This is a genomic window from Methanomicrobium mobile BP (genome assembly GCF_000711215.1).
GTDB lineage: Archaea > Halobacteriota > Methanomicrobia > Methanomicrobiales > Methanomicrobiaceae > Methanomicrobium > Methanomicrobium mobile.
In genome coordinates this window covers 1-26580 of record NZ_JOMF01000005.1, presented here as the reverse complement: position 1 = coordinate 26580, position 26580 = coordinate 1, and the positions used below count along the sequence as shown (strand labels likewise).

Annotated in this window: 31 protein-coding genes, 3 tRNA genes and 2 rRNA genes; 10 read left to right on the top strand and 26 right to left on the bottom strand. The window is 49.7% G+C overall.

What is annotated here, in order from left to right; genetic code table 11:
• Nucleotides 1–150: 150 nt before the first annotated feature.
• The 21 genes from T502_RS02370 to T502_RS02270 all read right to left on the bottom strand — a co-directional run bounded on the left by T502_RS02370 (nt 151) and on the right by T502_RS02270 (nt 14921).
• Nucleotides 151–1497, bottom strand: a complete 1347-nt coding sequence (locus tag T502_RS02370) for an RNase J family beta-CASP ribonuclease (protein WP_042705534.1) — start codon at nt 1495–1497, stop codon at nt 151–153.
• Between the two features lie 383 nt (nt 1498–1880).
• Complete coding sequence (fni, locus tag T502_RS02365) at nt 1881–2933, bottom strand: type 2 isopentenyl-diphosphate Delta-isomerase (RefSeq protein WP_042705805.1); 1053 nt, start codon at nt 2931–2933, stop codon at nt 1881–1883.
• 147 nt (nt 2934–3080) lie between these two features.
• Nucleotides 3081–3845, bottom strand: coding sequence for an isopentenyl phosphate kinase (locus T502_RS02360; protein ID WP_342665734.1), 765 nt, complete (start codon nt 3843–3845; stop codon nt 3081–3083).
• Nucleotides 3802–4719: a mevalonate kinase gene (mvk, locus tag T502_RS02355; protein WP_042705532.1), complete on the bottom strand. Its 918-nt coding sequence runs from the start codon at nt 4717–4719 to the stop codon at nt 3802–3804. The genes T502_RS02360 and mvk overlap by 44 nt, the downstream gene beginning before the upstream one ends.
• Nucleotides 4720–4725: 6 nt before the next feature.
• Nucleotides 4726–5676, bottom strand: coding sequence for an AmmeMemoRadiSam system protein B (gene amrB, locus T502_RS02350; protein ID WP_084172976.1), 951 nt, complete (start codon nt 5674–5676; stop codon nt 4726–4728).
• A gap of 45 nt (nt 5677–5721) precedes the next feature.
• Entirely contained in the window at nt 5722–6333 is a 612-nt protein-coding gene (gene rpsB, locus T502_RS02345) for a 30S ribosomal protein S2 (RefSeq protein ID WP_052359071.1), read from the bottom strand.
• 20 nt (nt 6334–6353) lie between these two features.
• On the bottom strand, nt 6354–6521 hold the full coding sequence (locus T502_RS02340; protein ID WP_042705802.1) for a DNA-directed RNA polymerase subunit K: 168 nt from the start codon (nt 6519–6521) through the stop codon (nt 6354–6356).
• 158 nt (nt 6522–6679) lie between these two features.
• A tRNA-Pro gene (locus T502_RS02335) sits at nt 6680–6753 on the bottom strand.
• 11 nt (nt 6754–6764) lie between these two features.
• Entirely contained in the window at nt 6765–6953 is a 189-nt protein-coding gene (locus tag T502_RS02330; RefSeq protein WP_042705531.1) for a DNA-directed RNA polymerase subunit N, read from the bottom strand.
• 29 nt (nt 6954–6982) lie between these two features.
• Nucleotides 6983–7387 carry a 30S ribosomal protein S9 gene (locus tag T502_RS02325; RefSeq protein ID WP_042705530.1) on the bottom strand — a complete coding sequence of 135 codons (405 nt, stop codon included), beginning with the start codon at nt 7385–7387 and terminating at the stop codon, nt 6983–6985.
• 15 nt (nt 7388–7402) lie between these two features.
• On the bottom strand, nt 7403–7828 hold the full coding sequence (locus tag T502_RS02320; RefSeq protein WP_042705529.1) for a 50S ribosomal protein L13: 426 nt from the start codon (nt 7826–7828) through the stop codon (nt 7403–7405).
• Between the two features lie 5 nt (nt 7829–7833).
• Nucleotides 7834–8193: a 50S ribosomal protein L18e gene (locus T502_RS02315; protein WP_042705528.1), complete on the bottom strand. Its 360-nt coding sequence runs from the start codon at nt 8191–8193 to the stop codon at nt 7834–7836.
• Nucleotide 8194: 1 nt separating this feature from the next.
• Nucleotides 8195–9016 (bottom strand): DNA-directed RNA polymerase subunit D, encoded by an 822-nt coding sequence (locus T502_RS02310; RefSeq protein WP_042705527.1) that lies wholly within the window; start codon nt 9014–9016, stop codon nt 8195–8197.
• 3 nt (nt 9017–9019) lie between these two features.
• The gene (locus T502_RS02305) at nt 9020–9421 is read right to left on the bottom strand and encodes a 30S ribosomal protein S11 (protein ID WP_042705526.1); all 402 of its coding nucleotides are present in this window, start codon (nt 9419–9421) and stop codon (nt 9020–9022) included.
• 1 nt (nt 9422) lies between these two features.
• Nucleotides 9423–9971 (bottom strand): 30S ribosomal protein S4, encoded by a 549-nt coding sequence (locus T502_RS02300; protein ID WP_042705525.1) that lies wholly within the window; start codon nt 9969–9971, stop codon nt 9423–9425.
• A 13-nt stretch (nt 9972–9984) separates the two neighbouring features.
• Entirely contained in the window at nt 9985–10434 is a 450-nt protein-coding gene (locus T502_RS02295; RefSeq protein ID WP_042705523.1) for a 30S ribosomal protein S13, read from the bottom strand.
• Nucleotides 10435–10467: 33 nt separating this feature from the next.
• Nucleotides 10468–10554 (bottom strand) — tRNA-Ser (locus T502_RS02290).
• Between the two features lie 156 nt (nt 10555–10710).
• Nucleotides 10711–11730, bottom strand: a complete 1020-nt coding sequence (locus T502_RS02285; protein ID WP_042705522.1) for a deoxyhypusine synthase — start codon at nt 11728–11730, stop codon at nt 10711–10713.
• Nucleotides 11731–12065: 335 nt separating this feature from the next.
• Nucleotides 12066–12845: a CBS domain-containing protein gene (locus tag T502_RS02280; protein ID WP_042705521.1), complete on the bottom strand. Its 780-nt coding sequence runs from the start codon at nt 12843–12845 to the stop codon at nt 12066–12068.
• A 426-nt stretch (nt 12846–13271) separates the two neighbouring features.
• Entirely contained in the window at nt 13272–14144 is an 873-nt protein-coding gene (locus T502_RS02275; RefSeq protein WP_052359070.1) for a CBS domain-containing protein, read from the bottom strand.
• A gap of 207 nt (nt 14145–14351) precedes the next feature.
• Nucleotides 14352–14921: a CBS domain-containing protein gene (locus T502_RS02270; RefSeq protein ID WP_042705520.1), complete on the bottom strand. Its 570-nt coding sequence runs from the start codon at nt 14919–14921 to the stop codon at nt 14352–14354.
• Nucleotides 14922–15655: 734 nt separating this feature from the next.
• On the opposite strand from T502_RS02270, the gene T502_RS02265 reads away from it, so the two are divergent.
• The 7 genes from T502_RS02265 to uppS all read left to right on the top strand — a co-directional run bounded on the left by T502_RS02265 (nt 15656) and on the right by uppS (nt 21710).
• The gene (locus T502_RS02265) at nt 15656–16297 is read left to right on the top strand and encodes an Era-like GTP-binding protein (protein ID WP_042705519.1); all 642 of its coding nucleotides are present in this window, start codon (nt 15656–15658) and stop codon (nt 16295–16297) included.
• 5 nt (nt 16298–16302) lie between these two features.
• Nucleotides 16303–16686 carry a DUF2073 domain-containing protein gene (locus T502_RS02260; protein WP_042705518.1) on the top strand — a complete coding sequence of 128 codons (384 nt, stop codon included), beginning with the start codon at nt 16303–16305 and terminating at the stop codon, nt 16684–16686.
• Nucleotides 16687–16754: 68 nt separating this feature from the next.
• Nucleotides 16755–17150: a Zn-ribbon domain-containing protein gene (locus T502_RS02255; protein ID WP_042705517.1), complete on the top strand. Its 396-nt coding sequence runs from the start codon at nt 16755–16757 to the stop codon at nt 17148–17150.
• Between the two features lie 228 nt (nt 17151–17378).
• A complete protein-coding gene (locus T502_RS02250) occupies nt 17379–17996 on the top strand; it encodes a flavodoxin (protein ID WP_042705516.1) in 618 nt (205 codons plus the stop codon).
• A gap of 209 nt (nt 17997–18205) precedes the next feature.
• Nucleotides 18206–19735 (top strand): lysine--tRNA ligase, encoded by a 1530-nt coding sequence (lysS, locus tag T502_RS02245; protein WP_042705515.1) that lies wholly within the window; start codon nt 18206–18208, stop codon nt 19733–19735.
• Complete coding sequence (locus T502_RS02240) at nt 19735–20742, top strand: radical SAM protein (RefSeq protein ID WP_042705514.1); 1008 nt, start codon at nt 19735–19737, stop codon at nt 20740–20742. The genes lysS and T502_RS02240 overlap by 1 nt, the downstream gene beginning before the upstream one ends.
• 176 nt (nt 20743–20918) lie before the next feature.
• On the top strand, nt 20919–21710 hold the full coding sequence (gene uppS / locus T502_RS02235) for a polyprenyl diphosphate synthase (protein WP_042705512.1): 792 nt from the start codon (nt 20919–20921) through the stop codon (nt 21708–21710).
• A gap of 74 nt (nt 21711–21784) precedes the next feature.
• On the opposite strand, the gene T502_RS02230 is transcribed toward uppS, so the two are convergent.
• Entirely contained in the window at nt 21785–22357 is a 573-nt protein-coding gene (locus tag T502_RS02230; RefSeq protein ID WP_245597744.1) for an undecaprenyl diphosphate synthase family protein, read from the bottom strand.
• Nucleotides 22358–22510: 153 nt separating this feature from the next.
• Between T502_RS02230 and dph5 the strand changes: the two genes are divergently transcribed.
• From dph5 to T502_RS02215, 3 genes are all read left to right on the top strand, one after another.
• Entirely contained in the window at nt 22511–23272 is a 762-nt protein-coding gene (gene dph5, locus T502_RS02225; protein ID WP_042705510.1) for a diphthine synthase, read from the top strand.
• Between the two features lie 4 nt (nt 23273–23276).
• Nucleotides 23277–23885: a DUF357 domain-containing protein gene (locus tag T502_RS08500; RefSeq protein WP_052359067.1), complete on the top strand. Its 609-nt coding sequence runs from the start codon at nt 23277–23279 to the stop codon at nt 23883–23885.
• Between the two features lie 65 nt (nt 23886–23950).
• Nucleotides 23951–25060: a lysylphosphatidylglycerol synthase transmembrane domain-containing protein gene (locus tag T502_RS02215; RefSeq protein WP_342665733.1), complete on the top strand. Its 1110-nt coding sequence runs from the start codon at nt 23951–23953 to the stop codon at nt 25058–25060.
• A 24-nt stretch (nt 25061–25084) separates the two neighbouring features.
• On the opposite strand, the gene T502_RS02210 is transcribed toward T502_RS02215, so the two are convergent.
• The 4 genes from T502_RS02210 to T502_RS09025 all read right to left on the bottom strand — a co-directional run.
• Nucleotides 25085–25582, bottom strand: a complete 498-nt coding sequence (locus T502_RS02210; protein ID WP_042705509.1) for a GNAT family N-acetyltransferase — start codon at nt 25580–25582, stop codon at nt 25085–25087.
• A 171-nt stretch (nt 25583–25753) separates the two neighbouring features.
• Nucleotides 25754–25826: transfer RNA gene (locus T502_RS02205), tRNA-Cys, on the bottom strand.
• A 435-nt stretch (nt 25827–26261) separates the two neighbouring features.
• Nucleotides 26262–26383: ribosomal RNA gene (rrf, locus tag T502_RS02200) — 5S ribosomal RNA — on the bottom strand.
• A 95-nt stretch (nt 26384–26478) separates the two neighbouring features.
• Nucleotides 26479–26580: ribosomal RNA gene (locus T502_RS09025) — 23S ribosomal RNA — on the bottom strand; the annotation flags it as partial.

The following is a 26580-nucleotide window of genomic DNA, read 5'->3' as shown; positions in this document are numbered from 1 at the left end:
ACTGAATTAAAGCGAATTTTACTGTTTTTTAATTTCGGATTGCATTATTGTTTTAACTGATATCTATTCAGATTGTCCCCGAAAGATATTGAATATATGCAAAAATATTGCGTTTGAGATCCGGCTGAGATTGGGTGAGATCTGCGGATTTCACCTGTTAACCAGAACTCTCATGCCGTTTCTGAGCAGATGAACGTCATTGCCCAGAGTATAACCGCATTCCGCCGCAAGCTTCACGTACTCGCCGGTCATGTCGATATCGCCGTGCGACGGTATGATGTGCTGCGGATTTAAGAGATTTAAGACCTCGTAGTGATCCTCACGCTGTGCATGACCGCTCACGTGAAGACTGTCGAAGATTCTTGCGCCCCTCATGCGCAGAAGGGTTTCCTGATGATATCTCTGACCGAAGTTCATCGGGTTGGGGATGATATTTGCGCTGTAGAGGATTTTGTCGCCCTTATCTATGCGGTAAGGGGTGCCGCCGGCGGCAATCCTCGTCAGAATGGCGCCCGCCTCACCCTGATGACCCGTTACGATGGGCACGAACTTGTCCTTGCCCTCCTTCATCATGCGGCGCATTGTCCTGTCGACGGTCTTGCGGTTTCCGAACATCGATGTGCTCTGCGGGAAACTGACAAGCTTCATCTGCTCGGCAGTGCCCGCATATCTCTCCATGGAGCGTCCCAGAAGAATGGGGACTCTTCCGATCTCGTGAGCACACTCCGCAATCGTCTTGACACGCGCAATGTGGGATGAGAAAGTGCTTACAATCATAGCGCACTTCTCGTCCTCGTAACTCGTCATGACGTCGCGGACAAGCTTCTGAGCGATCCTCTCGCTCGGACAGCGTCCCGGAAGTCTTACGTTGGTACTCTCGATGATGAGAGCCAGAACGCCTTCCTTTCCGAGTTCGCGAAGTCTCGTGAAGTCCGGCGGATTTCCGAGGACGGGTGTCCTGTCAAGCTTGAAATCGTTTGCGTAGATGATGATGCCCGCCGGCGTGTGAAGAACCGCCATCGCCGTGTCTATAATAGAGTGCTGGACGTTAACGAACTCGAGGCTGAGATCCTTTGAGATCTCGTATCTGTATTTCGAGCCCGCATTGAGCGCGAAGACCTTGTTTGAGACACCGAACTTCTTCTCGCCCTCGATCTGCTGCTCGATGAGCTTCGCGGTATAGGGTGTGCCTATAATCGGCGCATTGTAGCGGTGCGCAAGCTTGGGGATGGCGCCGATGTGGTCCAGATGTCCGTGAGTACAGACGATTGCCTTGACACTGCCCTCGACCGTGTTCATTATGGTATCGTCGGGGATTGCCTTCATCTCGATTAAATCGAGAGAATGCATGTTTTCTACCTCGGCATCCTCATGGATCATTATCTGGTCAAGCCTAAGACCCATATCAAAGATAACTATCTCTTTGCCGCAGCGTACCGCGGTCATGTTTCTTCCGACCTCGTTGTATCCGCCGACGGCTATTATTTCAACTTCCATATAATCTCCGTATTTGCAATATTTTTGAATGGTTTCAATAATCCCGAATATTTTCGAATGTTTCCGAATATCTTGGACGATTCCCGATATTTTGGATATTTTCTGATATTTGGATAATTTTGGTAAATTATGATTATTTTTGTTAATTTTGGGTAATTTTTGGTTAATTTTGGGTTAATTTTGGGTTATTTTTGGGTTAATTTTGGGTTATTTTTGGGTTAATTTTGAATGATTTTGGGTTAATTTTGAATGATTTTGGTTAATTTCCGAATATTTCCTTATTTTAAGGATTCAACCCGTTTTCTCAACGACCTTTTTTCTCAAAGATCGGTTATTCTCAAAGACCTGTATTCGATCTGTATTCAACCTGTATTGACCTGTATCTACGGTGTATTCGAGGTCATCTCGCGTGTCAGACCCGTCACGTACTTGCGCGACATCTGTAAACGGCGGCAATCGGTCGCCCCCGTAAGATACATGGCAACCCTGAGCTCCTTCTGAATCTTCTCAATCTCGGCAAGCAGACTGTCGTAACTGACCATTGCTGGCTTAAGCAGGGGAAGTGCCATTCCGCCCAGCGTTGCCCCCAGAGAGAGCGCCTTGGCTATATCCAGACCGCTTCTGAGACCGCCGGTTGCGATAACCGGCTTTTTGCGGTCGCAGATCTCAAGGAGTGATACGGTTGTGGGAATACCCCAGTCGGCAAACCTGTTGCCCAGAGCCGCAAGCGTCTCGTCTTTCGCACGCAGAGCCTCGACCGCCGCCCACGAAGTTCCTCCGAGACCGCCGACATCGATTGCGCTTACGCCGGCACCCCAGAGTCTGTTTGCTGTGCCGCTTGAGATACCGCATCCCGTCTCCTTCACGATAACCGGATACTTCGCACTCGCACAGAGATCGCGGATAGCCTCGAGACATCCGGCGGAATTGTGATCGCCTTCCGGCTGAATAGCCTCCTGAAGAGGATTCAGATGAATACAAAGAGCCTGAGCATCAATCATCTCAACTGCCCTGTCGGCCCACTCCGCGCCCTTCTCGACGAGCTGAACCGCGCCGAGATTGCCGCAGATGAAAGCCTTAGGAGCGGCATCACGGACAATCGTAAAACTGCTCTCAAGTTCGGGATTCTCCAGCGCCGCACGCTGAGAACCCACACCCATACCGATATTGAAGTGCGCCGCCGCATTCGCAAGCGCCATGTTGACCTCGGTGGTATCGGGATGTCCGCCCGTCATTCCCGCAATAAAGAGCGGTGACGAGAGATTATACCCCAGAAAACTGACGGATGTATCTATCGCATCCATGTCGCATTCCGGAAGAGCGTTATGGACGAGCCTTATGTCGTCGAAACCCGAGAAACCTCTCTCGATTGGGTTTGCGCAACAGATCTCCATATGCTCGCGTTTTCTTGAAGATGTGTATGCAGATTTTTCTATAGTATCAACCCCGCATGGTGATATTGAAGGTGATATGAATACGAGGGAGAAGCACAAATATTGGAAAGAACAATGAATCGCGGATTCACACTCGTAAAATCCGCGTTCTTTCGTTCCGCAATGCGGAGATATTTTCTTATCGCTCTCTTATCTTTCGGCGACAACAGTGCCGCCATGGTCGCGCCCGTCTAAAAAGTCTCCCACTCTGGAAACATGGAATATGTTCGATTCTATACCCTTCTCCGAGAGCAGCAGAAGTTCATCGATCTTGCCCTTCATTCCGCCGGTAACATCGACACTTCCGGAACTGCTTATATCCAGATTTTTCACCGATTCGGGTGTGATCCTCCTGACCACGCTGCCGTTCTGGAGCAGCCCCGCAACATCGGTTGCAAGACCTATTCTCTTTGCCCGGATATGGGATGCAAGATAACTAATCAACTGATCTCCTGAAACAATGCAGACTCCCTTATCCTCGTCCATCACGACATCGCCGTGAAGAACGGGCACAATACCGTGCCTGACAAGAAGTTCTATCTGACCGCATTGAAATGAGATTAGACGTCCGTTTTTCGCAGTGCATGCATCAAGCGGATGGATTCCCACGGATTCCACCCCGCTGGCACGAAGCGCGTTTACCACGGCATCGTTCAGTCCACAGACGGCACGATGCGTGATAAATATACCTGCTTTATTGTTTGCATCTAAACCCATATGAATATGATGTTCTTTTGCCTCGGGATGTCCGCAGGAACCGGCGCCGTGAACAATAATCGGGAAGATATTCTTTCTTTCCGCTATCTCGCGTGCAAGTTCGTTTATGCGCGCATAATCCACGCCGCCGTTACCCGCCTTGTCGGTAATTACGCTACCGCCCAGTTTTAATATAATCAGATCTGCCATTGCTGCCATTGTTTCCGTTATCCTCCTCTTTTCTGGCTCCTTCGGTATCCATCGTTGTTATAATCGCTTTGCCTTCCGCCGCCTCGATTGCGCCCGCAACCTTGCTCTTGGAGCGTTTCGGACATAGTGCGATCATGCAGCCGCCGCCGCCCGCGCCCGTAATCTTCGCGCCGTATGCGCCCGCAGCCCTCGATGCCGTAATCAGCCTAGACAATGCCGGATGACCCACGCCCAGAGCCTCGAGCAGGGCATTGTTTATGTCCATATATCTTCCCAGAAGCTTCAGATTCTGGAAATTGTGCATGGAACGCGAGGTTACTGCCTCGATTGCGTCAAGAATAGGGTCGACGACAAGCGGATTGTTCGCACGGAACTCGCCGACCATGGCAACAAGCTCCGAGGTCTTATGCGAGACCATGGTGTTGCCGATTACGATATTGAAGTTCTCCGGCGGCAGCCTGCGGCGCTTTCCGTCCTTAATCAGCACGAGACCGCCGTATGTCGAGACAAAGGTATCCGTGGGGCTTGCCCTGCCCTTCTGCACCTTCTTCTCGATGTTGAAAGCCGTAGACGCAATATCCGAGCGCGTAAGACCCAGACCGAACTCGTCATTGATTGCGCAGAGAGTGGCGACGGTCACCGCCGCCGACGACCCCAGACCCGACGAACTCGGAAGCTGCGAATGAATATAGACGCTGCCCGTAACTCCGAGTTCCTCAAAACAGCCCTCGATATAGGGTGAATTGACCTTCGCCGGATTACGTACCTTCCTTACGGTAACGTAGACACGCGGTTTTATCGCCATCGCAAGTCCCGATTTCCCGAAGACCACCGCATGTTCGCCAAACAAAAACACCTTGCCAGGTGCGCTCCATGTAGCCATTAAATTTTACTCCACAGATATTGCCGCATATCCGACGACTTCCGAATATTCGCCCGTGATATCGCCGCTCGTCGAATATTTCAGGAGTTCCGAGTACTCCGCCCCCATCAGCCGGCAGCATTCCGTCATGGCAATTATCGGACCGTATCCGCAAGCGCTTATCCCCTCGGTGATTATTCTCTTGTAAAATAACCCCGTATCGAGATTGCCCAGCGCATTTATTGCATATATATCGTATTTCTCTGCTTCCGCGGCAGGTATATAGTGCGAGAAGTCGGAGGATGCAACAATTACTGATTCAGTATTTGTAACTGAGATAGCATTATAGATTGCTCTTCCCATCGCAAGTGCATTCCTCTCGGTCTGATTACCCATAAGGATGCAGACGCACTTTGCATTCGGAAAACGATGCTTAATGAAGAGAGTCTGCACCTCAATCGAGTTCTCGCGCCTGCTCATGGCGTAGTCGTCAACCCGCAGATGCTTAGAAAGCTCCCTGATAAGGACGCCGTCCGCGGCGATATCCCCCAGCGGCGTCTCCCAGTCCTGCGACGACATGCAGTCCGAATATCCCGAATGGCTCGGACCGATAATGACGAAAGTCCCCGAAAAGTCCTGCGGAATCGTGCCGTAGGCATATGCGCTCGTAAGCCCCGAATATACAATGCCGGCATGAGGGGAGACTATGCCTTTGGGCATACGCGGCTTATCTTCGGGAATTTCGGATTTCTTTTCGGGAATTCCGGATTGCCCTTCGGACAACCCGGATTTCACTTCGGGCATCATGCCTTCGGAGACGGATTCGGATGAAATGCCGCTCTCCTTCATCTTCGGAGAACAGTTCGCAAAAAAGTCCCGCAACTGCGGATTATCATAGAAAGCATCAAGAGTGCGCTTCAATAAAACAGGATTGTCGGGATAGAACATCCCCGACAACGTTGTCCTGCGTGTCACCATGAAAGTGATACCTCTAACGGTTGCTCTATATTAAAGCAGAGTAACTTATAACTCAATCTCAAAGTCTTCTGGTGTTAATGATGTCGTAACTCCGCGCGACTTGAGGATCTCTCTTGTCAGGAGGAAGTAGATCATGCTTAATGCCTTTCTTCCCTTGTTGTTTGTCGGAATTACAAGATCAATGTATTTTGTAATATTGTTGGTATCACAGAGTGCAACAACCGGAATACCGCACTGAACAGCCTCGTTGATTGCCTGTGAATCGCCGATGGGGTCGGTTACGACAATAACTTCGGGCTCGACGTAGTGTTCCATGTCAGGGTTTGTAAGCATGCCCGGGATGAATCTGCCGACTTTTGCGACTCCGCCGATTGCGTCCGCAAACTTCTTTGCAGGATACTGACCGTACTGGCGGGAGGTGACTACAAGAATCTTTGCAGGTTCAAACTTTGAAAGGAATGCCGCCGCAGTCTTGAGTCTGTCGTCGGTCTGCTGGATATCAAGAATGTATAATCCGTCTGCGCGAACGCGGTAGATGAATTTTTTCATGTCCTGACTTTTCTGCTGTGTTCCTATGTGAACGCCTGCCGCAAGGTAATCCTCAACAGGTACAAGCGATTCGACAAGTTCTATTTCAATATCATTAGTTACGTTCAATACATCAGCTCCATTAATACTTAGCTTCTTTTTACGGTGATAGGTATGACACCCTTCTGATACTCGACAAGAGCAATCTCAAGAGGATCTATCTTATCTGTCTTTACAAGAACCGGCGCGCCCATAGAGATCTGAAGCGAGCGAGCGCCTACAATTCTTGCTCTTTCGTATCGTGTGTATGATTCCATCATGACTCCGCAGATTAATTTTGGGTATGTTTCTCAGATTTAGACAATTATGAAACTTCAAGACATTTACACGAAGTAAACGTCTTAAACGTCTTAAACGTCTTAGTCGTAAGCGTCTCAAAGCTTCATATTCTTACATGAACGTTATCCATGCAGAATGGGGTCGCTGAGATTTGAACTCAGGTTACGGCGTCCCGAACGCCGTAGGATGGCCAGGCTACCCCACGACCCCGCAAATAAAATTTATTGATAAGGATTGAGATCGTCAATGATCTCCTTGTGCGTGAGCAACATACGCCTGCAGCAGTAGCGCTCAAGTCCGAGGTCATCAAGGATCACACGAGGATCTTCACCGGCATCTCTGCGTTTCTTGTATTCCTCCCATTCCGTGGAGATTACTTTTCCACAGGTGAAGCAACGTACGGGTATCATTTGATCTCTCCCTTATATTTTGGACAGTCTTAACGATAAGACTTTTGGAACTTCTTTCTTGCACCGCGACCGTGAGGCTTTTTGGCTTCTTTCTGGCGGGAATCGTTAACAACGAGCGATCTGTCGTATGCAAGGAAGGTATCCTTGATCCTCGGGTCGTTGTGCCATTCGACAATTCCGCGTGCAAGTGCCGTTCTTACAGCCTCTGCCTGTCCCATGTAGCCGCCGCCGGAAACCTCGATACTAACGTCGATTCCGTCAATGACGCCCGGGATTAAGAGAAGAGCTTCCGAAATTTTCATGCGCGAAAGTTCGGTGCCGTAGATCTCAAGAGGGACGGAGTTAACTCTTACACGTCCTTTACCCTCCTTGAGGGTCGCGCGGGCAATCGCAGTCTTTCTCTTACCGCTTGTGTTTATAACTTTTGTAGCCATATCTCAAAACCTCTCTTAGAATTTTGCTCCCAGGCTTCTGCTGACCGCAGCGACCGTCACATACTTGGGTGTCGAAAGACCCTCGATGTGCGCGCACTCGAGTGTCTCGAGTTTTGCGTCCGCGAACTGTGCGGGCACGCCGACATATGCGCGGATGCGCTTGTATGCCGCGGCTCCGCGTTCTCTCTTGTAGGGAAGCATTCCGCGTATTGTGCGTTTTGCGATATCTTCAGGTCTTCTCGGGAAGAACGGTCCGCCCTCGCGTGATCCGCGCTTGCGTTTCTCGTCGTAGTCCGCAAGAATGCGTGCCTTTGCACCGGAGACGACTGCCTGCTCGATGTTGACGATGGCAATCTCTTCGCCGGCAAGTGCGCGCTTTGCGGTGATACTTGCAAGCCTTCCGAGGCGAAGTCCTGTTGCGTCTATTACTGTTGCTGCCATTTGATCTACCTCATAATCCTTACTTTCTTACCCTCGGGATTCGATTTGATGAGGTCTTCAATTGTCATACAGGTTCCTTTTACGGATTGAATCTTTTCAACAGCCGCGTCACTGAAACTCAGTGCAGCAATGCTGATTCCCGACTCTAACATGCCGCTTCCAAGAACTTTACCCGGTACGAGTATTACATCGCCATCCCGGGCATATCTGCTGATCTTGCTTAAGTTGACTTCAGCATAGTTCCTGCTAGGGGCTTCGAGCCTCTTTGCAATCTCGCGCCAGACACCTGATTCATTAGTCCTTGATGCTTCCTTAAGGGCTGCAATAAGGGCTGTGTAACGGGGGTTTGTCTTTCCAGCTTTCATTTTACAATGCTCCAGAGATATTGGTTAATACATCCACCAGACTGTCGGATTTGTCTTTCAGATCTGTCAGTGCGTAGGTCATTATTTCCTTTACCGGCAACGAACCGTCGCTCTCGACAACGAATACGAATTTTGTGTTGTCCGAGGAGATTCTTATTGCGGCATCTTCCCAGCCGCTGCCGACACATGCTTTCTCGCAGAGTTTGCACATCGAACAGTCAATGAGCTTGCCGTCGATTACCTCAACGGATTTCTTTGCGAGTTTAAGGACATGTCTTGCGCATTCGTCCGCGCAGTGTCCGCATGCGTCACAGTTGTCGCCGATTGTGATTACGGGGTATGTCTTGTATCCGCAGGCGAGTGTTGACTGCCATTTTGCATGTTCAAGACCCGTGTTGATCTCGGCATGTGCTTCGAGCACCACTTTCTGACCTTTTTCCAGTTTTACAATCGGAATTTCACCGGTAACCGGTGCGGCATCGGGGTTCTGTGCTATCAGGTCGCTGGACTTGACAAGGCACGGACCTTCGGCACTGAGTGTGTATACAGATTCGCATAAGGAACATCCTTCGCCCCCGCAGGAGCATTCGGACTTTTTCTTATACTCCGAAAGGTTTGTTTTCAGCGGGATAAGCCCCAGACGGTGTGCAAGCATCTCATCGAATAATGCGCTGTTGTTATCGTAGATAATCACATCTTCGATTGCCAGCTTGGGCACATCGCTGATCATTGTTCTGCGAAACGAGTTCGCAAAGGCCGGTATGGACTCCGAGAGAACAAATTTTGCTACCTCGCTCTCAAGTCTGCTGAACGCAATATCCATTGATCAGACTCTCCTGCCCCTTCTTCCACCTTTTACGCGAATGCTGTCGTGTGGAACGGGTGTTACATCCTCTATACGTCCGATTCTCATGCCGGCACGTGCGAATGCACGGATTGCCGCCTGTGCTCCCGGACCGGGGCTGCGCTGCTTTCCTCTGCCGGGTGCACGTACTTTTACGTGTAATCCGACGATGCCTTTGTCCATTGCCGCCTGTGCAAGGTTTGTTGCCATCTGCATTGCGGCGTAGGGGGAACTCTCGTTTCTTGCCTGCTTCACGACCATGCCGCCGCTGGACTTCGTGATTGTCTCAGCGCCGGAGAGATCGGTTACCGTGATTACGGTGTTGTTGAAGGAAGCGAAGATGTGTGCGACACCCCATTTCTCTTTAGACTCTGCGACTGCCATTTTATGCCCTGCCTCTGGATATTATGCGTGCGCGCTCGGGATGAGCGTCGTTTGTCAGCGGGGATGTCGCATCGTATGCAATTGAGGATTCCTCAACTTTTCTGACGCGGTATCCCGGAACCGTGACTCTGCGACCGTTTACGGTGATGTGTCCGTGCGTGATCATCTGACGTGCCTGCTTGGGTGAGCGTGCAAGTCCCCTTCTGTAGACAAGTGTCTGAAGGCGGCGTTCAAGCTCGTTCTCTGCCTTGAGCGAGAGAATTGCACCGATATCGGCGTCTTCGCCGAGCAGTCCGTAGCTTGCAAGGTGACCGAGAAGTTCGTTCTCTTTTCTTGCGATGAGCTCGGCATCGGTCGATGCCGATCTGAGTGCAAGGAGATTTCTTGCCGCGCGGCGGTATCCTCTGAGTGTACTCTGGGCTTTCCAGACCTCGGTCTTGTTACGAAGACCGAACTCAATTACGAGGCGGTTCTCGTCCTCGATACGTGACTTCTCAAAATGCCTTTTGGGCGTTTCGTAAGCTTTGTGGTTCTTTCCCGGATATGCCATGTTTTACACCCGATTATGCCTTCTTCCTGCTGACACCGACCGTTGAGCCGATTCTGCCGGTTGATTTCGTGCGCTGTCCGCGAACCTTCTGTCCGGTCTCGTGGCGAATACCACGGTAGCAACGGATCTTTCTCATGCGGTTGACATCTTCGTCGATTGCCATCCTGAGATCGGTTCCCAGAAGCTGCTTTGCTTCTCCGCCGTAGAAGTCCTTCTGGCGATTTAACATCCAGACAGGTACGCGCTCGATGTAGTTTCTGATAACCTCACGAATGCGCTCTACGGGCTCTTCATCAAGAAGTCCGATTGTGGCTAAGGGATCCACGCCCGCCATCTTTGCAATGCTGACGGAGGTGTGCATTCCGATACCCGGAAGTCCTGTAAGAGCAATCTGTACCGACTTGGTACCGTCAAGATCGTTATCCTCAATCCTGACAAAGTAGTTTATCTCTTTCTCTTCCATTCAACTGCCTCACAGTGAGATTTGCTCGGAAAGCGTTGAGGGAGGGATTTGAACCCCCGAGTCCTTTAAGGGGACACGGGGTTAGCAACCCCGCGCCATACCTAGCTTGGCTACCTCAACAGAGTAATCTCGCATCTTTCGACACTCGCAACACCACAAATATTGTGCTGCTCCATGAATGTTGCCTGTATATATTATCATGAATTGTTATTAATGGTTATGGTTTTTTAAGAGACGGTAAGGGACGGTAAGGGACGGAGATTGAGACGGAGATTATTAAAAGACCGAAACGGAAGAGATGAGTCCCGTGACATCGGGCGGGTTGCGGCGTGCGACTCCCTTTGCGATGAGTCCCGAGACGATCACGGGTAAGGCTATGGTTGCGTCGCAGAAGCACTGGACATTGTGACAGTCGGCGGCTTCCTTGCCCCAGCTTACCGCCTCCTCGAACGTGCATCCCGAAAGACCGCCCCAGTGAGGGGAGTCGACCGTGAACTGAACGGCATAATTGTGACCTTCTTTTCCGGCATCGTGGATTGAGGCGATTACCTGTGTCTGCTGTATGAAGTTCTTCGGGACGCCGCCGCCGACATATATTACACCCGTCCTTTCGGAGTGCTCGACTATGCGGGTGAGCTCATCGGCATCGGCAAGCTGATCGATTGAGATATCGACGCCCCCGCGCCTTGCGCTTACAAGCGCTATTCCTATCGAGGAGTCGCAGAGTGCGGGGACATAAATTCTTACCCCGTTCTTTGCGGCTTCGGACAGGACGGACTCTCCGTTCGGGTTCAGCTTCATGAGATGTCTGCCCAGACCGTAAGCGAACTCCGCCGAGGATTTATTATATGTCATGCCCGCAGGCATTCCGCATGCGAGCTCTCTTCCGAAATCGGCGATAATGCCGTCAATCTTTCTGAATTCATCCTCGTGCGCGAAGACGTCGTATATCCTGTCGATTCCTTTCGAGAAGAGTTCGGCGTCGTCGACATTGTGATGACCCTTGTAGTGATGGACATCGAGGTGCTCGCAGGCGTCATGAAAGATGTTTGCGCCCGTCGATACGATTACGTCGACATATCGCCGTTTTACAAGCTCGATTATTACCTTCTGCATGCCGGCGGGGATCATTGCGCCCGAAAGTCCGAGTATTACCGTGCAGTCTTCGTCCGTTATCATCCGCGTCAGAACTTCCAGTGATTCGCCGAGTTTTCTGCCCTGAAAACCGGCATCCGCCATGTCGCCCAGAAGTTCGTCGATTCGTTCGTTCGGTCTGACTGCTCTTATCCGCTTCATATCGTGCAATTCCCCGTGTATCGTAAGTACTTTAAGTAATTAATATGAGAACGGAAGATGAAAAAATGTAGGTTTCGGGTGCTTTTCTGAAAGCACCGGCATATGAAATCGTTCAATCGCTTTAATTGTCGTTATTGCTTTAATTGTCGTTATTTTTTGTGCTGTCTGTTGTTTTTGTTATCGGTCGGTTCACTTGTATGTTATTTTTTATTTATTTGTTCGTTATCGGTTATTTTGTTGTTCGTTATTTGTTCTATATCAGTTCGTTATCCGTTCATTATTTGTCTGAATATATCCGTATAACCGGCTATAGGCCTGTTAAATCGTCGGCTGAATCAGAGTGCAACGAGCATTGCATCTTTTGAGATTATGCCGACGAGCTTGCCGTCGCGTGTAACCGGTACCGAGCTGATTCTCTTGTTGACTATGAGGTCTTTGACCTTCTCCGTGCTCTCGCCCGCATCGATACAGAGCGCGGGGCTTGTCATGATATCGCTTACGAAGAGGTTTCTGACCTGATTGTCCTGGTATTTCTCGTCGACGGACTCACGGAACTTTCTCATGGAGCGTGCAACGTCGGTCTCGGTCACAACGCCCGCAATCGAGCGGTCTTCGTTGACGACGACGAACTTTGTGACGCCCGCGTCAATCATCTTCCTTCTCAGGTGTATAACGCGGTCGCCGGGGAGCACGGTGTGTGCGTTCTGCATAATCTTGTCAATCGGCGACTGTGGAGTCATGACCGCGAGAAGATCGGTCGCGTCGACCTTGCCGACAAGTTTGTGATCCTCGTTTAAGACCACGACAACCTTGTATTCCTGAAGCAGCGGGACGAGTATCTCGGCATCCTGATCCGGATATGCCGAGGTGAACTCTTCATCCAATTTGTTTGATACGTGGATCTTTGTCGGAGATATGGCGGATGTTTTCTTGCTGCCCAATACATCTGCGATTGCTTTCCTTGAGATGGTGCCGACAACCGCGTCGTTGTTTGTCACGACCAGCGGATCGATACCGAGATCGAGCATCTTATCAAGTGCCTCGGTGATGACCGCTGACTTTGCGATGGTGACAGGCTTTGACATAACATCTTTTATCAATAATTTCTTGCTCATTTTATATACCTCAATTAAATTAGTTTAAATGCATAAACTGCTTTTTATTTGCATCTTTCGCACATTTCGCACTTTTCGCATTATACCGGCAAAAATCATGAGTAAACCCGCCCGCGCAATGCATGCACGGAAAAGGGATTCTCAAACAAACGCAAGCGGTCTCAAAAACGCCGCTTTCAACAATTGATGAAGATAGTTATCATTAAACAAGGTGTGATACTCCCCTCCGATTGTTTATAATTTCCTTAGTATCTTTAATAGTATATCAGTGTATTGATTTGGCTGATTCAATGACTGTCTGCCGAAAAAAGAAAGCATATGCTATTTTTTAGGCTGTCGTGTGTTCAACCGAATCCCCCTTAAAAAGTATGCGGAAAGGGGATTCCGACCGGGACCGCATAATGCCGTATGAGACAGGATATTTTCTCAAATCTTTGTGAGCGCCCTTACCAGATCGAATTCCGTGATTATTCCGGTGAGATGCGAGTTGTCTATGACGGGGAAGGCTCCGATGTTCTTCCTTAGCATGGTATTTGCGATGTCGGTGAGACTTTCATCCGGCACCGTGGTCAGAAGGTTGTCGCTTACGAGATTCCTTACGGGCACGGACATGACATCGGAGGCATTTCCGGTTACCATATCCTTGAAGACCTCGCCGTTGCCGACATGCTTTAAGATATCCATGACGGTAACGATTCCGTAGAGGACGTCGTCGGAGACCACGGGAAGCCTGCGGAACTTCTTTGATATCATCTCTTTGGTGACGCTGCATATGGGTGTGTCAGGCGAGATGACATGAGGTCTTTTTGTCATTACGTCGCCGACGCTCATGTAATTCGGCGTATCGACGAAGGCTTTCAGTATGTCCCTTTCGGTGACTATGCCTATAAGCACGCCGTCTTTGTCGACAATGGGCATTCCGCCGCATTTGCGCTCGACGATTACTTTCGCGACATCCTCAACCATGCCGTCTTCGCCGAATGTGATGAGATTTTTGCTCATAATCTCGTGAACGCTGTCGTTTAAGGCGGAGATAAGATTCCCTTTGTGTTTACCCGAGACAAGGTTGTATTTGTCGCCGCCGCCCATGAGATTGGCAATATCCGTTGCCGTAACGATTCCGATTATCTTGTTTGTACCCGAATCCGTAACGGGAAGACGTCTGAAACCGTTCTTTGTCATCGTTTTTGCCGCATGGATAATGCTCATGGTCTGCGGAACGGAGATTACGTTCGTCGTTGCTATTTCATTTACCGAGATATTTTGTTTCTTCACATCCTTATGCATATTATTCTCCATATCTCAGAGTTTCGACCATGCGGGTCTTTTCTGTTTTTCTTACCCGATTTCGCGGGAGTTTAAGACCGCGACCGCCGACACCCGAAATATTATGGTTGGATTTGATTGGTGCGCACTTCTTTAAGCACGTTTTCGTTTTTTAATTTATTGTAATTGTTGCAGTTTATTATTTAATTCTCTTTGATCTTTAAACCGTTGATCCCTGTCTCAATCCGTGTCATCGCCGTGCGAGCACTTGTGGCAGAGGAAAACTCCGTCGACCGCATAAAGATTGTCCGTCATCTTTCCGCAGGAATCGCAGACGCCCGGATGGTTGTGTGATTCCTCGCCTGACCTGAACTTGAGAAGTTCGGACATTATCTCGTTCAACTCGCTGGTAACGGGGAGAATATCCCTTATGGTCACAAGCCCGATAACCTTCTGCTTGTCGACAACGGGAAGCCTCCTCACCTTGCGCGAGATCATGAGATGAGCCGCTTCATCGACGGTGGTATCCGCATCTATAGTGATGAGCGGAGTGCTCATAATCTCGCCCGCAAAGACTTCGCTCGGCTTCCTGTTGCGTGCCACAATCTTGCAGGTAAGGTCGTCTTCCGTGACTATACCCTTGGGGACGTTATTCTGCAGAACAATGCAGCTGCCCGTTCCTATCCTGCACATCTTCTCCGCTACCTTATCGACACGCGTGTCCGCACTTACGGTAACGGCATTATACTTTATGATCTCCTTGACAGGTACATTTATGTGATACTGACCGGTGCCTATATTATTGTTCATTTCTGATCACCTCCGATTTAATCAGGTTATGCTCTTTGCGCAGCATACCGCTAATTTGAATTGATTTCGGGCAATTTTGCCCGACTTCTGTTGATTTATGTCTGATTTCAGTTGATTTCAGTTGATTTCAGTGAAATATGACTGATTTCGGCGGAATTTTATGGAATTCGATTGAATTCGATTGATTTTGATTGATTTCGATTGATTTTGATTGATTTCGATTGATTTTGATTGATTTCGATGGAATTTGATTATTGTCAACCCCCAAATCCGGCGGAAAACAGCAGACACAGGATGCAAAACATCATTCCGAAATATCCGGAAATATTCAATCTATCTCAAAAATAACCGGATACTGTCTGAATCGTTTACCCTTGCAGCCATCCCGTACCGGAGACGGGTCCTATAACTATTCCTATAACCTGTCAGTATAAAACATTAATGTTAATGACCAAATCATGAGATTTCGAACGTATACGGGATTTATATATTCATAATTTACCGGACGTACCCGCAACCTCCGCGGGCACTGCAACTCCGGGTGAGTTAAAAGGATATAAAAGGTAATATGACGATATTAAACGATATAAAACGAAGATCTGCGTTTTATGCAATCCCGAATCCAATAGAAATCTTATTTATTGAACAAAACATGATATATCTCTATATTGTACATGGTACATAGTAGATATCAGTCAAATTGATCAAATGGGTATATAATCGGAGGATATTTGATGAGCTTTTTATTAAAAACGAAACAACGATTTGCTAAACTTTTCGGCGGTCTCTTCAAGAAAAAACAGATGAGAATCGGAATCTACGGACCGCCGAACGCAGGAAAAACCACTCTTTCCAACAGGATTGTCAGAGACTGGACCGGCGATGCGGTCGGACCCGTAAGCGAGATTCCGCACGAAACACGCCGTGCAAGAAGGAAGGAAGGCGTAAAGATCTCGGATGAGAAAGGCAATTCCATCACAATCGATATTGTCGATACTCCGGGAGTCACCACCAAAATCGACTACAAAGAGTTCCTCGAATACGGCATGCAGCCCGACGAGGCAGTTGTCCGCGCCCGCGAGGCTACCGAGGGTGTTGCCGAGGCAATGCACTGGCTCAGAGAGGACATCGACGGCGTCATCTACATGCTCGACTCGACGCAGGATCCCTTTGTTCAGGTCAACATCATGCTCGTCGGCATCATCGAGAGCCGCGAACTGCCCGTCATCATAGTCGCAAACAAGAACGATCTTCCGGATGCATCGCCGGCAAGAATCAAGAGTGCCTTCCCCCAGCATCCGGTCATCTCCATCTCCGGTCTTGAGGGCAACAACGTCGATGAGCTTTACGAGAAAATGATTGAGTACTTCGGGTGATCAGAATGATTCAGGGAGTGCAAATAGATCTTATCTCATCGGAGCGACTTGAGAACCTGACCACACTCGAAAAGGTGCGACTCATACTGGAAAAAGTCATGGAGGGAAACGTTGTCGTTCTCGAGAAAGGTCTTACACCGGATGAGCAGAGTTTTCTCATCGAGACAACCATGCGCGAGATAACGCCGGACGGCTTTGCCGGTATCGAGATGGAGACCTATTCGGCAGGTTCCGAGAGCAGTCACAAGAGCGGGGGACTTTTCGGAGGACTCTTCGGCAAGAAGGAGAGTTCTACCGCGGGAAGACTCACGGTTATCGGACCCGCAAACCAGATGAAGACCTTAAAGAAGGACAAGGACCTCATCAGCACATGGGTTTCATCCAAATAATGCAATAAAGCAATAAAAACAATAAATAAACAAAAGCGAACAGCGCGACAGAAAAAAGGTGATAGAATATGCCGCATAAGTGCGCACAGTGCGGAAGAGAGTTCAAGGACGGTTCCACGGATATACTGAAAGGCTGTCCCAGCTGCGGCGGCAAAAAATTTCTCTACATAAAGAGGGCTGATTTACACAGGGATGTCCTCGAAGAGAAATCCATAGAGGAGATTGCCGCCGAAACCAAACAGGAAATCATAGAGATTCCACAGAAAGCACCTGAAAGAACCGAAATATACGACAGAATAGAGAGCATAAGGGTCTTAAGCCCGGGTTCGTACGAACTGAATCTCGAGAAACTTGCCTCGGGCGACGACATGATTATGCAGATGGGTTCCGACGACAAGTACATCGTCGATATTCTTTCGATGGCAAAGAAGAAGAAAGAAGGCAAGTCGAAAAAGAACAGATAATTACATTTCATTTTTTACTTTTCATTTTCTTTTTGAATTATTTTTTTAATTCAGTCTTCAATTCGGATTTTTCGGTTTCCGTCAGCGATACTTCCCCGAATTTCAACGTTGCCTCAAAAATAACGGATACGGCACAATCTATTGCATAAATTAATGTAATTGCGACATAATAAAGAAATTATACCGCATAAAACGGCATTACCGCAGTGCGGTAAACGGAGACATCGCATGAAAAAAATACTGTGCATTTTTATCGTTCTGATCTTTCTGCTCGCTTCGGCAGGCTGCGTCGGTGTGAACGGAGGACAGAATACGGGAACCGGAGTCGATAACAATACCGTTCAGAGCAATAACGACGATAAACACCATGTCCTTGTTGCCGTCTTTTCGGCAACAGGAAACACGAAACGGATAGCCGATTCCGCCGCCAGGATACTGAATGCGGATCTCTACGTAATCGTTCCCGAAGTACCCTACAATGAAGAGGATATCTCCTATTCCACGGAGTCCCGCGCAATCAGAGAGCAGTCCGATCCGACTGTCAGACCCGCGATAAACGGTTCGGTCCCCAATCCCGACAAATACGATACGATATTGATCGGTTATCCGATCTGGTACGGGCAGGCACCGCGTATTATCTGCACTTTCCTTGAAAACAACGATCTGAACGGAAAGTCACTTGCGGCATTCTGCACCTCGGATTCAAGCGGCATAGAAGAAAGTCTGGAATATCTGCATACACTTGTACCCAAGAACGTTAAGTGGCTTGACAGCCGTCGTTTCCCCGCCGAAGCCTCCGGGGATGATATTCGCGGATGGCTTGACGGTATGGGACTTACAGCATAAGGCTCAGTACAGGGCACATATAGTGCCTCAGTATGTGGCTTACGGCTGCAAAGGGTGCGGAATAAAAGCCGCATACGGGAGAGCACCCGTTTACATACGCATTTACATACACCTTTACATACACACATACACTTTTTTCGTATCTTCCCCGCCGCACCGGAAGTCTAACCTATAAATTGTTAATATAATAGATCCAATAGATAAGGCACATGGAAATAACAGGCGGAAATTCAAACGAGAAGATTCACTGGGCGGATGTCTGCGCCGCCGATGTCGACAGAGGCGTAAAGCACCTCATCGCCACGGGAATCACACCGTCAGGACCGATACATCTCGGAAATATGCGTGAAGTCGTCACGGGCGACGTCGTCTACAAGGCAATGAGGGCCAAAGGTCTGGATGCGGAACTTATCTACAATGCCGATGACTTCGACCCGCTCAGAAAGGTTTACCCGTTCCTTGACGAGTCCTACGCAAAATATATAGGATACCCGCTCTGCGACATACCCTGCCCCTGCGGCAAACACAAGAGTTATGCGGACCACTTCCTTGAGCCTTTCTTAAAGGCACTCGAAGAACTTGACGTAAAACCCAAAGTTCTCCGTTCGAGCGAGCTTTACAGAAGCGGAAAATACACCGAGCAGATAAAGACGGTTCTCGAGAACACCGCCGAAATAAAAGAGATCCTCGAGAGAGTCTCACAGAGAAAACTGCCCGACAACTGGGTGCCCTTCTACCCCATCTGTAAAGGATGCGGACAGATCAGCAACGCGGAAATTCTGGAGCACGACCCCGAGAGACATATCGTCAAATACAGATGTTCCTGCGGACATGTCGACGAATGCGACTACTCCAAAGGCGAAGGCAAACTCGTCTGGCGTGTCGACTGGCCCATGCGCTGGAATGCGCTAGGCGTTACCGTTGAGCCCTTCGGCAAAGACCATGCCGCAGCCGGCGGTTCCTACGACACCGGCAAAGAGATTGTGGAGAAGATCTTCGGCGGCAAGGCACCTTTCCCCGTCCCGTACGAGTGGATCAGCCTCAAAGGAAAGGGCGCAATGGCATCCTCGACGGGTGTCGCAATCACCATCTCGTCCATGCTCGAGATTGTGCCCCCCGACGTTCTCCGCTACATGATTGTGAGGAGCAAACCCGAGAAGGCAATCAACTTCGACCCGGGAATGGGACTTCTCACCCTCATCGACGAATACTCAAGGGTCGCCGAGAAAGGCGAAAGCCGCGAGTATGAGCTGTCAAAGATATCGGATGTCGCCACCGACATCCCGTTCAGGCACCTGGTCACCGTCGTTCAGATTGCAAAGGACGACGACGCCATCCTCGAGACACTTGCCAGAAGCGGATATAATGTCAGCAACCGCGATGCCGTCATAAAGCGTGCCCGCCGTGCAAAGATCTGGGTCGAGCAGTATGCGCCCGAGAACGTCAGTTTCACGGTGAAGGAAGAACTGCCCGAGTGCGCTAAGTCATTCGGCGACGAAGAAAAACGCGCCATTAAGACTCTCGTCGAAAAACTCTCGAAGGTGCCCGTATGGAACGCCGAGAATATCCACAACGCCGTCTACGATACGGGCACGGAAGCGGGCATAAATCCGAAAGACATCTTTACCTGCATCTATAAGGCGATTCTCGCACAGGAGAGAGGTCCGCGTGCCGGCTGGTTCCTCGAGGCTCTCGGCAGCGACTTTGTAATCAAGAGACTCTCGGAAACGGTGAACTGATGCTGAGTAAGGCGTGCCGGCAGTGCTGCGAGGGGGCAAAGATGGTGCTCTTTGTCACCGGCATCTGCGGCAAAGACTGCTGGTACTGCCCGATATCCTACGAGAGAAAGGATAAAGACCTGACCTTCGCAAACGACCGTCAGGTCTTCGACCCGCAGGACATCATAGACGAGGCAAGGATGATGAGCGCTCTCGGAACTGGTGTCACGGGCGGCGAAGCGCTCCTCAGGGTCGACAGGGTTGTCGAATACTGCCGCCTCTTAAAGAACGAGTTCGGAAAGGAGCACCATATCCACCTGTATACAGGAACGGCGCCGAACGCCGAGATACTTAAAAAACTCTCGGGTCTTGTCGACGAGATAAGGATGCACCCTCCGCAGGAGCTCTGGAAAGATATCCTGAATACGAAGTATATCGAGTCGGCGAAGGCGGCGAAGGAGATGGGCTTTGAGGTCACAATCGAAGTTCCCTCCCTGCCCGGGCTGGAATACCTCATACCAGCGCTTCCGTATCTCGATTACTTAAACATCAACGAACTCGAATGGAGCGAGACGAATGCCGAGGCAATGCGCAGCCGCGGTTACAGCCTAGAGGACGATTACCACAATGCCGTCCCGGGCGCCGAGGTCTGGGCGGAAAAACTCCTCGCGGCAGGCGGCGGCAGGTGCGAGGACGGAACCTGCGGCAAGGTGCACTGGTGCTCCTCCACGTTCAAGGACTCGGTGCAGCTCCGCGAACGTCTCAAGCGCATAGCGGAGAATACGGCAAGACCTTTTGAGGAGATAACCGAGGACGGCACGGTCGTCTACGGATACTGGGTTCCCGAAGGCGGCATGGAAGCGCCGCTTCCAGAAGATCTCGAGGAAGACATGTATGAGACCTTTGAGGATCACATCGAGCTTGCGTGGTGGCTTCTGACCGACTTCCCCGAGGACTTTAAGGGCGAGAAGCAGGTTATAGAGAAGTATCCAAACGACGGCATGATCGTCGAACTTACGCCGCTTTAAACGGAGTAATCGATACGCGGGCACGGCGGAACCGTCCATACCCGCCCCCCTTCGTCAAAGCCCCGGGGTCTCGGGTCAACAAAATGATATTAACGGATACTGTCCTAAAAACTGTATTGAAAGGAATCCGATTATTGAAAAGAATCAGATAACAGATACGCGATTCACGATTCAGCATGATTGGTCTGAAAGATATTGCCGACAGGATATACGAGAAGAAGCTTGCTTCCCAGATAGAGTATGTCCCCGAACATATAGCAATCATCCAGGACGGCAACCGGAGATTTGCAAAAGAGATGGGGATAGACATAGCGACAGGTCACAGACTCGGCGCCGAGAAGACCAGGGATGTTCTGGAGTGGGCAAGGACCATAGGCGTGAAGCAGATCACGCTTTACTGTTTTTCGACCGAGAACTTCAACCGATCCGAGGGCGAGCTGCGCGACCTCTTCAGTCTCTTCATGGACAAGGCGAACGAGGCTCTGGATTCCTTAAACAAAGGTGTCTCGCCCGATAACAGAATTCGTATCCAGATGGTCGGCGACCGCTCTCTTCTGCCGCAGGACTTCCTGAGCAAAATAGAGAAGGTGGAAGAGATGACAAGGGACTACAATACCTATACCATCAATCTTGCCATCGCCTACGGCGGCAGAAACGAGATTCTGTGTGCCGCCAGATCGATTCTGAACAAGGTCTATTCCGGTGAACTCAATGCCGATGATATAGATGTCGATACCGTCGACGAGAACCTCTACAGCGATGTCAGCATCTCCCCCGTAGATCTTATCATCAGGACCGGCAACGAGAAGAGAACATCCAATTTTCTGCCGTGGCTTGCCAACGGCAACAAATCCGCGGTCTATTTCTGCGCACCCTACTGGCCGATGTTCCGCAAGATAGATCTCCTGCGCGGAATACGCCTCTATGACCAGAGAGTCAGGGCTTTAAAACAGAGCAAAACACAGTAAAATGCAGTCAATTTCAATTAATCTGAATAAATCGCAATAAATTGCAACAAATCACAACAGAGCACAATCCTGTTTTATGCACCGTAGCGGCGCTTTCGTATCTGATAATCGCGCAGCGCTCTTAAAAAGTCGATCTCGCGGAATCTGTCCCAGTTGACGTCGAGGAAGAACAGCTCGGAGTATACGGACTGCCATATCAGGAAATCGGTCAGGTGGCTGCCCCCCGTTTTTATCACGAAGTCGGGCTCTACCTTGAACTTGAGATAGGACTCAAGCACTTCTTCGGTGACGTCTTCGGGTGCGATCTTATCCGCCGCCATGCGCTTTACGGCGCTTGCTATCTCCTCGCGTCCGCTCATGCCCACAGCCACGGTAACGGTCATGCCGCAGTCCTCGCCGAGCCTCTCGACCTTGTCGTCGTAGAAGAGATTAAGACGTGCCGCACCGGAAATACCGCGAACCGTATCAAGATGCGGAATGACGGAACTCACGTTATCGGTATCGATATGAAAAATTACCTTAAAAATGCCCAGATTTTTACACCATGAGACAACTTCACTAAATTTCGATGGAGTTCCGGAAATTTCATCCGCCGCAACCATGAAGCAGACCGAATCGGGAAGACTTACGAGTTCCTTTTTCAGCATACGCCCATAATAACGGTGAATTAACATCTCCGGTACCCCAAAGACATTCAGTCGTTCGGTGTATGTCTGTGAAATTCTTCACAAACTAACTATTCTGTTTTATCTCATTACTGATAAATATATAGTATCTGATTCCAAATTTAGGGTGAAAATATGCTTACATTCATCGGTCTCGGACTCTATGACGAGAGAGATATATCGGTAAAAGGGCTCGAAATTATCAAAAGCGCAGATAAGGTATACCTCGAGGGGTATACCTCACGGCTTATGGGCGCTGACGTGCGCAAACTTGAAGAATTCTACGGCAAATCCGTGACCCTGCTCAACCGCGACGATGTCGAGAGATTCCCGGGGAAGATCCTCGATGCCGCCGCAGAAGGGGATGCGGTCTTTCTCACGGGCGGCGACCCCATGGTCTCGACGACGCATGCGGATATCAGAATCCGTGCCGAAGAGAGAGGCATTGCAACCCGCATCATACACGGCGCTTCGATACAGAGTGCCGTATGCGGCCTCTCGGGGCTTCAGAATTACCGTTTCGGCAAGTCATGCTCAGTCCCCTACCCCGAGAGGAACTGGTTCCCCACAACGCCGCTGGATACGATTCTGTCCAACTTCAGGCAGGACCTGCATACCCTAGTCTTCCTCGACATCAAGCCGGACCGCCATATGAGCGTTCCCGAGGGTGTGGAGCTGATATGCCGCATGGCCGAGAAGTGCGGGGAGACTGCGCCGCCTCTCTATGTCGGCATGGCAAGAGCGGGCTCGGAGAGTCCGTCGGTATTTGCCGGCAGTGCTGAGGATGTTATGAATCATGATTACGGGGCGCCGCTTCACATCATAGCCGTCCCCGCATCCCTGCACGAGATGGAGAGGGAGTATCTGGAGATTTTTGCCGGTCTTAAACGGGAATGAGGATATGAGACTTACTTCCGATGAGTACGGCAGAATCTTTAAGGAGCACCTGAATAACTGCTCTATTCTTCCCTGCCCCGACAGCCCCTATTACAGACTTGCCGACGAGATTATGACCATGGCGGTCTCATACGTGAACGACGGCGGGTCGTTCGTCTCGGGCGGCGACCTCGTGAACGGGCATGCCTCGTATGCATACGGTTTCGGATGGCTCGATCTCGGAATTAAAGCGGGGCTTATCGGGATAGAGTGCGTGCCCTCCGCGCCCGAATCGGCGTTCTCGCCCGACCTCACGGTATTCGAATTCGAGGAGGATATGCCCGCCGAACTCTTCGATAAACTCTTCGAGAAGACGAACAGGTATCAGAGGATGCTTACCGCCGCACTTTCGTCGGTGAAGACCGCGCCCGACATCGAAAGTCCGCTGCATAAGTTTGCTGAGAGTATCGCGGAGATTACGGGAGACTACCTCGATTCGGGACGGGAACATCTTGCCGCCGAGAGATACGTCAATGCCCTTGCGCATTTCAGTTACGGATACGGTCTTCTCGACGGCGCCGTAAGGTGCGGACATTTCATCATAACGGGCAACCGCGATCTCTTCACGGTCTGATCTCCGCGTCACTGTAGTCGATTAAAAGTGTATATATGCACTGCGGACAAAACAGATAGAAGAATATGAATATTGACAGGTCACAATGGAAATGGCTGATACTTTCGATAGTGTTCAGCATAGTTGTCCTTGCACTTGTCCTTTATTTTACCATCGACGAAAATACCGTCAATTACCTCAACTCTTTAAAACCGGAATACCTTGTTGCCGCAATTCTCATGCACCTTGCTTCGATGTGCGCATGGGCACTGAGAATGAAGTTCATGGCGCGTTCTCTGGGCTATAAGGTTCCCTTCTTACACTGCCTCAATGCGGTCTTTGCAAATCTTCTGATTGCCGCCGTGACACCGTCACAGGTGGGCGGGGAGCCGGTAAGAATCCATGAGCTTTACCGCGCCGAAGTGCCGCTGGGGGACGCGACCGCGATTGTCATCATGGAGAGGGTGCTTGACGGCATCCTGCTCGGCATCATCGGCGGCATTGCCATCATTGCTATGTGGCTCGGCTCCGAGGAACTGGGTCTTTCAATCACGATTCCGCTCTTCCTGATGTGGGTTCTGATAACGGCATTTGTCGTGGCATTCGCGTATTCCATAAAGAATCCGGCGTTTCTGAAGAATATCGTCAAGAAAATCTCGGGGCTGTTCACAAAGCGGTGGCAGGCGGATAAGATTGAGGAGTTTGCCGGCAAGATAGATTCCGAGGTCGACAACTTCAATCACGCCATGACGAATTACGTCAGCCACTCCAAGACGGGTCTGGTATGGGGAACGCTGTTTACCGTGTTCTACTGGTTCAGCGAGTTCTTTATCGCGTCGCTGATTCTTATGGGTCTCGGGGAGGCACCGCATATAGGGGAGTCTTTTGTCGCGCAGATCATAATCGCGATTATAATGATGATTCCGCTGACTCCGGGAAGCTCAGGTATTGCCGAAATTTCGGCAACCTCGCTTTACAGCGTCTTTGTCCCGTCCTCGATTGTCGGCGTCTTCGTCGTGCTGTGGCGTCTGATTCTCTATTACATGAATATATTCCTGGGCATCTTCGGCTCGATTGTCATCGTCAAGCGTGAGATTGTGAGACAGAAGATCTCGAAGATTAAGGCGGACATCAAAGAGGATATCCGGCAGAAGAAGAGCAATGTCGAAGAAAAAATAATGCCGAAGAAAGAGTAAATTCCGCGGTCGAAATCCCGCGGATTATATCGACCAGTACTGCAGATCGCCTTCTTCGCGCTCGAACTTCATGCCGCAGTTCTCAAGGACTTTCTGCGATGCCGCATTGTCCTTTGAGGTCAGGGCAATGACTTTCTTTACATGCGGCATTGCCTTTGCCCAGCGAAGCATTATCTTTAAGGCTGCCGTCATGTAGCCTTTGCCGCGGTATTTTTCGTCCAGACCGTAGCCAATCTCGACGACGCCGTTTTCGTCGGGCTCTCCCTTGAAGCAGGCGCTGCCGATGGACACATTCTCCTCTTTCAGTATTATCTGCCAGTTTGTGTACCAGACATACTCGTCCTCGTGCTGCACCGCCTTGTCATAGAGTTCCTGCATTGCCGCCTTCGTCTCATCATCGAGTTTCTGCTTCGAGTGCTTGAGCTTGAAGGCATCCTCCATCTTATCGAATCTCTCAAGCATCAGTCTGAACTGTTCGACGCTCAAAGGGATTATGCGCAGTTCCTTTGTCACAAATTCCATATTTTCACACTCACCTTAATCGGAATTCCGATATTTCTCTAAAAGTATTCTGCCGCATTCTTTAGGTAAGTTGCGGTTTTATCGGGAATACCGACGCTTCCGATACAGAGTCTAAAACTTCAAAATCCATAAAAATGGGAAAACAGGTAAAAATTTCTTCAAAAAACGCAAAGCCAAGGTCCAGATTTGAACTGGAGTAATAGTCGCTCTGCAGGCGACCGCGTAGCCACTCCGCCACCTTGGCTGTAATCTCCGCACTTCGCATCTCAGCGCAGTAGTGCATACAAATATTCACAATTGTGAAATATATAGCTATCGGTTTTTTGTAACGCGGTTGACAGTGTGACGCAATTTTGGCGTGATTTTAAATAACAACGTGAATCTACGCGGGATTTCAAAACAGATGATCTTTTGCAGTTTGTTTTCACAATTGTGAATGAGTTCGCAAAGAGATACCGCGTGTGATGTCATGTGACATTGAACAGAACACGCGCCGCACGAAGAGGGGTCGCGCACAGATTATCGACAGTCACAGGCTAACAAAAAGACAGCGCCCGCAGTCATGGAAAAAATCATCGCAAAAAACAATCGCGAGAGCATCCGCTCTTACATCAAAACAATCACAAAACAATTACAAAACAATTACAAAACAATCACAAAACTTCAATCCAATCTCAGACAATTGCAGCGTTGGATGTTTCCCGAGAACTCGCGTATCTGAGTACCGCATCCGACGTGAGCAGGCTTAACTTCCGGGTTCGGAATGAGTCCGGGTGTGACCCTGCTGCTATGGCCGCAATTGAAGACTTCTTTACAGGAACAGTGAACCTGCACAAAAAGTATCATACCAGATATAACATAACGGATTTCGTCTGGATTTTAACGGACCTAAACCAATTACTGAATTATCGGACGTTAGTATCAGTGGACTGAACACGTCGTTGCCTTCGTGCTTACATCCCTGACCTATCAAGCGGGTCTTTTACCCGTGTCCTGTG